At 72.7% G+C, this 9,404-nt stretch carries 6 protein-coding genes and 1 pseudogene; 4 read left to right on the top strand and 3 right to left on the bottom strand.

Going from position 1 to position 9,404, the window contains the following annotated elements; all coding sequences use genetic code 11:
- Positions 1-309: pseudogene (locus MCAG_RS33900) on the bottom strand (hypothetical protein); the annotation flags it as partial.
- A gap of 214 nt (positions 310-523) precedes the next feature.
- On the opposite strand from MCAG_RS33900, the gene MCAG_RS24185 reads away from it, so the two are divergent.
- The 3 genes from MCAG_RS24185 to MCAG_RS24175 all read left to right on the top strand — a co-directional run bounded on the left by MCAG_RS24185 (position 524) and on the right by MCAG_RS24175 (position 2,889).
- The gene (locus tag MCAG_RS24185) at positions 524-1,156 is read left to right on the top strand and encodes an alpha-ketoglutarate-dependent dioxygenase AlkB (protein WP_007075588.1); all 633 of its coding nucleotides are present in this window, start codon (positions 524-526) and stop codon (positions 1,154-1,156) included.
- Between the two features lie 414 nt (positions 1,157-1,570).
- On the top strand, positions 1,571-1,756 hold the full coding sequence (locus MCAG_RS35170) for a hypothetical protein (RefSeq protein ID WP_232290260.1): 186 nt from the start codon (positions 1,571-1,573) through the stop codon (positions 1,754-1,756).
- Entirely contained in the window at positions 1,747-2,889 is a 1,143-nt protein-coding gene (locus tag MCAG_RS24175) for a uracil-xanthine permease family protein (protein WP_232290259.1), read from the top strand. Before MCAG_RS35170 ends, MCAG_RS24175 begins: the two co-directional genes overlap by 10 nt.
- A gap of 31 nt (positions 2,890-2,920) precedes the next feature.
- On the opposite strand, the gene MCAG_RS24170 is transcribed toward MCAG_RS24175, so the two are convergent.
- Together MCAG_RS24170 and MCAG_RS24165 are read right to left on the bottom strand one after the other, a co-directional pair.
- Positions 2,921-5,410 carry a DNA topoisomerase (ATP-hydrolyzing) subunit A gene (locus tag MCAG_RS24170; RefSeq protein WP_007075586.1) on the bottom strand — a complete coding sequence of 830 codons (2,490 nt, stop codon included), beginning with the start codon at positions 5,408-5,410 and terminating at the stop codon, positions 2,921-2,923.
- 77 nt (positions 5,411-5,487) lie between these two features.
- Complete coding sequence (locus MCAG_RS24165; RefSeq protein WP_036377932.1) at positions 5,488-7,545, bottom strand: type IIA DNA topoisomerase subunit B; 2,058 nt, start codon at positions 7,543-7,545, stop codon at positions 5,488-5,490.
- 445 nt (positions 7,546-7,990) lie between these two features.
- Between MCAG_RS24165 and MCAG_RS24160 the strand changes: the two genes are divergently transcribed.
- Positions 7,991-9,247 (top strand): hypothetical protein, encoded by a 1,257-nt coding sequence (locus MCAG_RS24160; RefSeq protein ID WP_007075584.1) that lies wholly within the window; start codon positions 7,991-7,993, stop codon positions 9,245-9,247.
- Positions 9,248-9,404: the final 157 nt, after the last annotated feature.

The following is a 9,404-nucleotide window of genomic DNA, read 5'->3' as shown; positions in this document are numbered from 1 at the left end:
CCGGGACCGGGTGCAGCCCCCACGGCCAGGCGGAGTTATTAGCAGCCCGGCGGCGCACGTCGCGCCGGCCAGCAGCCCACCGGCCAGCACCAGCCGGTCCAGCAGGGTCCGGCCACTGCGCAGCAGCCCGGCCGTCAGACCGAGCAGCACCAGTGGGAGCACGCCGGCCAGGCCCGCCGCGTACGCCAGCAGGGGCCCGAGCCACGCGGCGGCGAGCCAGGCCGCCAGCCACCGGGCGGGGCGGGCCGGGCGGCCGGGCACCGCCCGCCGGGGCACGGCCGCCAGAGCGGTGGTGAGCTGACCCTGCACGGGCGGCCTCCTCGCGGCGGTGGGGAGCCGGCTCCGCATGGGTGGGTCCCCTCGCGGCACCGGCGACGCCCACCCGGTGCCGGGCGGAGCGCAACCACGCTAGACCCGTCCCGGCGACGGGCGGCTACGCCCACGTGTGCGGCAGGTGACCGGCGGGTGACAGGCCAGACCGCGCACTCGCACGCGTGTACGAAAAGCCAGGTAGGCTGCGGACATGTCCGGTGGCGCCTACCAGCCGTCCATGCTCGACCTCACCGACGACGGCCCGGGGCTTGGCCCGCTCGCCGGGCTGCGCCGGCACCCGCTGGGCCGGGGCGCCTGGGTGGACCACCTGCCCGGCTGGGTACGCGGCTCCGACGCGGTTCTCGACGTGCTGCTCGCCGACGTGCCCTGGCGGGCCGAGCGCCGCACGATGTACGACGCGCGGGTCGACGTTCCCCGGTTGCTCTGCTGGTACGCCGGCCACCGGGAGCTGCCTCATTCGGTGCTCACCCGGGCGCGGGCGGCCCTGACTGCGCATTACGCCCCGGAGCTGGGCGAGCCGTTCGTCACCGCCGGAATGTGCCTCTACCGCGACGGGCGCGACAGCGTCGCCTGGCACGGCGACACCCTGGGCCGCGGGGCGCACACCGACACCATGGTCGCCATCGTCTCGTTCGGCTCGCCGCGCCCGCTGCTGCTGCGCCCGCGCGGCGGCGGGCCCGGCCTGCGCTTCCCGCTCGGCCACGGCGACCTGGTGGTGATGGGCGGCTCCTGCCAGCGCACCTGGGAGCACGCGATCCCGAAGACCGCGCGCCCGGTCGGGCCCCGGGTCAGCGTCCAGTTCCGCCCGGCCGGGGTCGCCTGAGCGCCGCCCACACCGGGCGTGTGTTGCCGGGCGGGCCGGGCGCCGAGGGCATCGGCCTCGGCCCCTATGGAGCTGCCCCGTTTGTGCTACTGGCAGCGCAGCGCCATCAGTCGCAGCGCCATCAGTCGCAGCGCCATCAGTCGGCGACCCGGAGTGTCCGGCCACCTCTGGGCGCACATCCGGGGCAGCTCCATAGGGGCCGAGAGGAACTCCCGGTACCGGTGCCAGACGCGGGCACCGACGCGCGACACGAGCGGCCCGACGCGGGGCGACACGAGCGGCCCGACGCGGGGCGACACGAGCGGCCCGACGCCGGACACGAGCGCTGGCTGCCCGCGCGCCAAGAACACGCCCTCTGCTAGAAACACTTCCAGGGTCCACGCCCCTCACCGCCGTCGACGCGAAGGGCGCGCCATGACCCAGACCCCCACCGAAGCACGCTCCCGCTGGTCCCCCTGGTCCCTGCACGGCGACGGCCGCTCCGTCAGCCCGGGCGACGTGGTCCACCCCGGCGAGCGGCTCTCCTGGCCGCGCACCCTCGGCGTCGGTGTGCAGCACGTGGTGGCGATGTTCGGCGCCACCTTTTCACCGTGCCGCTGATCACCGGCTTTCCGCCGGCCACCACGCTGTTCTTCTCCGGCGTCGGTACCCTGCTCTTCCTGGTGATCACCGGCAACCGGCTGCCGTCGTACCTCGGGTCGTCGTTCGCGTTCATCGCCCCGGTGCTGGCCGCGAAGGCCGGCGGCGACATCGGCCCCGCGCTCGGCGGCATCGTCGTGGCCGGCGCCGCCCTGGCCACCGTCGGCCTCGTCGTCCAGCTCGCCGGGGCGCGCTGGATCGACGCGTTGATGCCGCCCGTGGTCACCGGCGCCATCGTGGCGCTGATCGGGCTGAACCTCGCCCCCGTCGCCTGGGACGGGGGCGGCAGCGGCACCGGCGTGAAGGCCCAGCCGCTGATCGCCGTGCTCACCCTGGCCGCGATCCTGCTCGCCACGGTGGCGTTCCGAGGCTTCGCGGCCCGGCTGTCCATCCTGCTCGGCGTGGTCGTCGGCTGGCTGCTCGCCGCCGCCCTGGGCGGCCTCGACCCGAAGGCCGTCGACGGGCTGCGCGAGGCGGCGTGGATCGGCCTGCCCGAGTTCCACGCGCCGAGCTTCAGCCTGCGTGCGACGGTGCTCGTGATCCCCGTCATCCTCGTGCTGATCGCGGAGAACGCCGGGCACGTCAAGGCGGTCGCCGCGATGACCGGCCGCAACCTCGACCGGGACATGGGCCGGGCGTTCCTCGGCGACGGCCTGGCCACGGTGCTCGCCGGCTCCGGCGGCGGCTCCGGCACCACCACGTACGCGGAGAACATCGGCGTGATGGCGGCGACCCGCGTCTACTCGACCGCCGCGTACTGGGTGGCCGGGATGGCCGCCGTGCTGCTCGGCCTGAGCCCGAAGTTCGGCGCGCTGATCCTCACCGTGCCGGCCGGGGTGCTCGGCGGCGCGACCACCGCCCTGTACGGCCTCATCGCCGTCCTCGGCGCGCGGATCTGGATCGAGAACCGGGTCGACTTCCACGACCCGGTCAACCTGATGACCGCCGCCGTCGCCCTGATCATCGGCGCGGCCAACTACACCCTGGCCACCGGCGACCTCTCCTTCAACGGCATCGCCCTCGGCACCGCCGCCGCCCTGGTGGTCTACCACGGCATGCGCCTGGCCACCCGCCTCCGCACCCCCGCCCCCTGAGTTGATCGCAGGGGCGGGGGTAGGGATGAGGTCAGTTGCGTTCGATCTGGTGGCCGACCACCGTCGGCCCCAGCATCACCGCGAAGCCGCTGCCGTCGCGGCGCGGATCGGCCGGAGGCAGCTCCACGGGGTCGCCGGTCGCCGTCGCACCGACCGGCCGAGGGCCGATCCAGGCAACCACCAGGTCCGTCTCGCCCTTGAGGAACCGCTGTGCACGCACCCCGCCGGTCGCCCGCCCCTTCGCCGGGTACGCCTCGAACGGGGTCACCTTCACCGTCGCTCCGGTGGACGTCACCACCATCGGCTCGCCGTGGGACGGATCGTCCTCCCGGACCGCGCCGAAGAAGACCACCCGCGCCCCCGCCGGCAGGTTGATGCCGGCCATGCCGCCGCCCTTCGGCCCCTGCGGGCGCACCAGCGACGCCGGAAAGCGCAGCAGCGACGCCTCGGAGGAGACGAAGGCCAGTGTCTCCGAACCGTCGGCGAGCCAGGTCGCCCCGACCACCTCGTCGCCCTCGCGCAGCCCGACGACCTCGAACTCGTCGGAACGCACCGGCCAGTCGGGGGCGCACACCTTCACCACGCCCTGCCGCGTGCCCAACGCCAGCCCCGGCGAGCCCTCCGCAGTCGGCCCAAGCGGCGCCAGCCCCACCACCGACTCCCCCGGCTCCAGGGGCACCAGCTCGGCGGCGGACATGCCACCGCGCAACGACACCGTGCCGGCCTGCTCCGGCAGCACCGGCAACGGCAGCACGTCGATCTTGAACGCCCGGCCGGCGCTGGTCACCAGCAGCACCCGGCCCCGGGCCGTGGAGTGCACGAGGGCACGTACCGCGTCGTGCTTGACCCGGCCGCTACGCCGGCGCCCCTCGGCGGCCTCCTCCGACTCGGCCGCGGTCCGGGCGACCAACCCGGTGGCGGAGAGGATCACCTGGCACGGGTCGTCGGCCACCTCCAGCGGACCCGCCGGCGCGGACGCGGCCAGCACCTCCTTCAGGTCCCCGTCGACCAGCGTGGTCCGCCGCTCCGTGCCGAACTTCTTCACCACGGCGGCCAGTTCGTCGGAGACGACCTTCCGCAGCACCTTCTCGTCGTCCAGGATGGTGGAGAGCTGGGCGATCTCCTTGCGCAACTGCTCCTGCTCGGCCTCCAGCTCGATCCGGTCGAACTTCGTCAGCCGGCGCAGCGGAGTGTCCAGGATGTAGCTCGCCTGGATGTCCGAGAGCTTGAACTGGCGCATCAGGCCGTCCTTGGCGGCCTGGGCGTCGTCGCTGCTCCGGATCAGCCGGACCACCTTGTCGATGTCGAGCAGGGCGATCAGCAGGCCGTCGACCAGGTGCAGCCGTTCCTGCCGCTTGCGCCGCCGGTACGCGCTGCGCCGGGTCACCACGTCGTAGCGGTGCCGCAGGAAGACCTCCAGCAGCGCCTTCAGCCCCAGGGTCTGCGGCTGCCCGTCGACGAGGACCAGGTTGTTGACGCCGAACGACTGCTCCAGCGGGGTGAGCCGGTACAGGTCGGCCAGCAGCGCCTGCGGATTGACTCCCACCTTGCACTCGATGACCAGGCGGGTGCCGTTCTCCCGGTCCGTGAGGTCCTTGACGTCGGCGATGCCGGTGAGCCGCTTGGTCTTGTTGACCTCGTTGGTGACCGCGGCGATCACCTTCTCGGCGCCGACGCCGTAGGGCAACTCGACCACGGTGATGGCCTGCCGGCCCCGGCTGCCCTCCAGGGGACCGATCTCCACCCGGCCGCGCATGCGCACGACGCCGCGCCCCGTCTCGTACGCCCGGCGCACCTCGTCGAGGCCGAGCAGCACGCCGCCGGTCGGCAGGTCGGGGCCGGGAACGAACTCCATCAGCTTGTCCAGGTCGGCGTCCGGATGGTTGATCAGCCATCGGGCTGCGGAGACGACCTCGGCCAGGTTGTGCGGGATCATGTTGGTCGCCATCCCGACCGCGATCCCGGACGCGCCGTTGACCAGCAGGTTGGGGAACGCGGCCGGCAGCACTGTCGGCTGGGTGAGCGAGCCGTCGTAGTTCGGCTCGACGTCGACGGTGTCCTCGCCCAGCTCGCCGACCAGCAGCATCGCCTCGTGGGACATCCGGGCCTCGGTGTAACGCGCGGCAGCCGGGCCGTCGTCCGGGCTACCGAAGTTCCCATGCCCGTCGATGAGCGGGACGTTCAGCGAGAAGTCCTGGGCCAGGCGGACCATCGCGTCGTAGATCGCGGTGTCGCCGTGCGGGTGGTATCGGCCCATCACGTCGCCGACCACCCGGGCCGATTTCACGTGCGCCCGGTCGGGGCGATGCCCCGCCTCGTGCATCGAGTAGAGGATGCGCCTGTGCACCGGCTTGAGGCCGTCTCGGGCGTCGGGCAGGGCGCGGGAGTGGATGACCGAGAACGCGTACTCCAGGTACGAGTCGGAGACCTCGGTGACCAGCGGGTTGTCGAAGACCCGCGCGCCGGCCTGGTCGAAGGCTGCCAGGTCCGCCCTGGGACCGGTGTTCTTACGACGTGCCATGGTTCAGCTCTCTCCTCGGCGGGCCACGGTCGGGCGGCGCTTCCCCCGGCGGGCCGGGGTCGGGCGGGGGTCGGTCCTCATGCGTCGATCGCGTCCCGGTCGACCCGGTCGGCGGACTCGATCAGCCAGTTGCGGCGCGGCTCGACCTTCTCCCCCATCAGCAACTCCAGGATCCGCTCGGCGGCGTCGACGTCGTCGAGGGTGATCCGGCGGACCGCCCGGGTGGCCGGGTTCATCGTGGTCTCCCACAGCTCGTCGGCGTCCATCTCGCCGAGCCCCTTGAACCGGGGGATCGGGGTGACAATCTGCCGGCCGGCCTTCTCCAGCTTGCGGACCGTCGCCTCCATCTCCGCCTGGGTGTACGTGTAGATCGTCTGCGGGTTGCGCCCCCTGGTGGTGATCTTGTGCAGGGGTGGCATCGCGGCGTAGAGCCGGCCGGCCTCGATCAGCGGGCGCATGTACCGGGCGAACAGGGTGATCAGCAGGGTACGGATGTGCGCGCCGTCCACGTCGGCGTCCGCCATGATCAGCACGCGGCCGTACCGCATTGACGCCAGGTCGAAGGTGCGGCCGGAGCCGGCCCCGAGCACCTGGACGATGGCGGCGCACTCGGCGTTGTCCAGCACCTGCTGGAGGTTGGCCTTCTGCACGTTGAGGATCTTGCCGCGAATCGGAAGAAGCGCCTGATATTCGGCGGATCGGGCAAGTCGCCCCGTCCCGAGAGCGCTGTCCCCCTCCACGATGAACAGTTCGCTTCTGTCGATGCCTGACGCGCGGCAGTCGACCAGCTTCGCCGGCATCGACGCGCCCTCCAGCGCCGTCTTGCGGCGGGCCGCGTCCTTCTGCTGCTTCTGGGTCAGCCGGACCCGGGCCGCGTCGACGATCTTCTGAAGCACCGTACGGGCCTCGGCCTTGGTGCGGCGGTCCTCCAGCCACGCCTTGACGTGCGCCTCGACCAGCCCCTGAAGCACCTTCGTGATGCCGGCGGTGGAGAGCTCGTCCTTGGTCTGCGAGGTGAACTGCGGCTCGGGGATCCGCACGTGCACGACGGCCGTCATGCCCTCCAGGACGTCGTCCAGGGTGGGCGCGTCCTCCTTGGGTCGCAGCAGGCCCCGGGCGGCGCGAGCCGCGTCGGCGAGGGCACGGGCCAGGGCGCGCTCGAAGCCCTTGCGGTGGGTGCCGCCGTGGGCGTTGCGAATGGTGTTGGTGAAGCACTCGACGGTGCGCTCGTAGCCGGTGCCCCAGCGGAACGCGATCTCGACCTCGGCCCGGCGCTGCACGTTGGACTGCATGACGCCGTTGGCGTCGGCGGCGTTCTCCCGGTAGGTGCCCTCGCCGGTGACCAGCAGCGTGCCGGAGACCGGCCGGTCGCCCGCCGGGGCGAGGAACTCGACCATGTCGGTGAGGCCGTTGGGAAAGTGGAAGGTCTCCTCGACCGGCTCCTCGCCCGTGTGGTCGCGCAGCAGGTAACTCACGCCGGGGACCAGGAACGCGGTGTTGCGCAGCTTGAGCCGGACGGCCTCGGCGTCCAGCGAGGCACCGGTCTCGAAGTACCGGGCGTCGTGCCAGTAGCGGATCGAGGTGCCGGTGCGCTGGCCGCGCTTCATCGCGCCGACGATCTGCAGGCCGGGGCCGGGGGTGAAGGCGGCGTCGGGGCCGGGGCCGGCGAAGGCGCCGGGCACTCCGTGCTGGAACGACATGGCGTGCACCTTGCCGCCCCGCCGGACGGTGACGTCGAAGCGCCGGGAGAGGGCGTTGACGGCGGACGCGCCGACGCCGTGCAGGCCACCGGAGGTCTTGTAGCCGGAGCCGCCGAACTTCCCGCCAGCGTGCAGGCGGGTGAGCACCAGCTCGACGCCGGAGATCCCGGACTTGGCGTGCACGTCGGTGGGGATGCCCCGGCCGTCGTCGTCGACCTGCACCGAGCCGTCGGCGTGCAGGATCACCTCGATGCGCGTGGCGTGACCCGCGACACCCTCGTCGGTGGAGTTGTCGAGGATCTCGTTGACGAGGTGACCCACGCCACGGCTGTCGGTCGAGCCGATGTACATGCCAGGACGCTTGCGGACGGCGTCCAAGCCCTCGAGGTGCGTCAGGTCGTCGGCCCCGTAGAGCGTCTCAGGCTGTGCGGTCAACTGGTCGAACTCCCAGGTCTCGGCGGTGGTGGTGTCGCTCACCGGCTCGATCACCTCGCGCGGCGCGCCGCAGCGAGCCTAACCGGGAGGTGGGACAGGACGCCGGCACCCCGCACTTCGGGCCGCGCCGCCGTCGGTGGGGGCCGTCGGACCCGGCCTGCGGGCCCCGACACCGGGCGTCAACGCCGCCGGGGCCGCGGTTCATCCCGCCCCCGACGGTACGCGCCGTCGGTTCACGCCGCCCACCCCTGTCGTTCCCGGGCCGCCGGGCGCCGCCCGCCCGTCCGGTCTTCACCGCGCCCGCCCACCCCTGTCGTTCCCGGGCCGCCGACCCGATCTCGGGCCTCGGTTGCGGAGGGTGACCGCCCGTTGACGCCCGCCACACGGCCGTGATGTGATCACCACCTCGCAGAGACTCCCACATTTCCATGGATGGATGGCGCGCATGTCCGTATTCCGTCGTACCGCGCTCGCGGCGGTGCTGACCGTCGCGGCGGCGGCGCTGTCGACCGCCGTCGCGCCAACCGCCCCGGCGGTGGCCGGCCTCCCCACCGCGGCCGTGGCGCTCGGTGACAGCTTCATCAGCGGCGAGGGGGCCGGCCCGTACTCCCCGGTCGTCGACGTCAACGGCATCAGCCAGGGCTTTCCCGGCTGGGACGCGCCGAACAGCAACGCGTACTTCTGCCACCGCTCCCCCAACGCGTCGCTGTTCCAGGCCGACCTGCCGGGCATCACCGACCGGTTCAACCTGGCCTGCTCGGGCGGCCAGCCGTACGACATCGCCAGCGCCTCGGTCAACCGGGCCCAGGGCCGCTCGGTCGCCTCGCAGCTCGACCAGCTCCGCGCGGTCGGTCAGACCCACGACATCGACCTGGTGCTGGTCGGTCTCGGCTCGAACAACAGTTCGTTCACCTTCGGCAGCGTGGCGGAGAAGTGCGCCAACCGGTTCATCGCCGACGCGTGGACCGGCTGGTGGGAGTTCTGGGCGTACCTGGGTGGGCCGGTGCCGCAGGAGCCGTGCACCGACGCCGACCTGGCCACCGCGGCCCAGTTCAGCGCCGCCACGGCGGAGACCACGGCGGCCGTACGGCAGCTTCTCGCCACCCTCGACCAGATCGACGCCGACGGCCAGCACCGGGTGGTCTTCCAGGACTACACCAACCCGCTGCCGTTCGACCTCGCCTCGAACTACTGGGAGGAGGACGACCGGGCCGACGACCGGGACAAGTTCCGTGACCTCGGCGCCGAGCGGTACGCGGCCGGCTGCCCGATCCACCGCGCCAGCCTGGCGCCCGGGCACCGGTTCTCCACGGGTCTGGGCACCCTGGTCCGCTCGGTGCGCGACACCCTGGCCAGCGAGTTCCGGGCCGACGACCTGGTCTACCTGAATGTGCAGCGGGCGTTCGACGGTGCCCGGCTCTGCGAGCAGCCGACCAGCCCGTCGGGGGCACTCGCCACGCCGATCCGGCTCATGGACGGCCCGAGCGGCACCTTCGTGACCAGCCTCGCCGGCAAAGACAAGATCGACATCGAGCGGATCGCGAACACCTGCGTGACGTACTTCCAGACCTGCCAGGAGTCGTGGCACCCGAACGTGGCCGGGCACAAGGCGCTGGGCCGATGCCTGACCGGGGCGGCCGTCACCGGCGCCCGGGCGGTGGCCTGCGTCCGCGCGGGCGACGGAACGATCACCGTCAGCTGACCGGGAGTGCAAGGAGGGGCCCCTGTTACGCCTTCGGTATAGCAGGGTCCCCTTCCTGCGGCCGGAGAGCTTCTTGCCGAGCCCGGCGACGAACGGCGCGGCGGCCAGGTCGCCGGTCGGGGAGAAGTCGACGCTCCGCCGGTTGGGCCTGACGGGC

The sequence above is a fragment of the Micromonospora sp. ATCC 39149 genome (assembly GCF_000158815.1).
Lineage (GTDB): Bacteria > Actinomycetota > Actinomycetes > Mycobacteriales > Micromonosporaceae > Micromonospora.
Note: the sequence above shows the minus strand (reverse complement) of the source record. Positions and strands in the feature narration are given on the sequence as shown.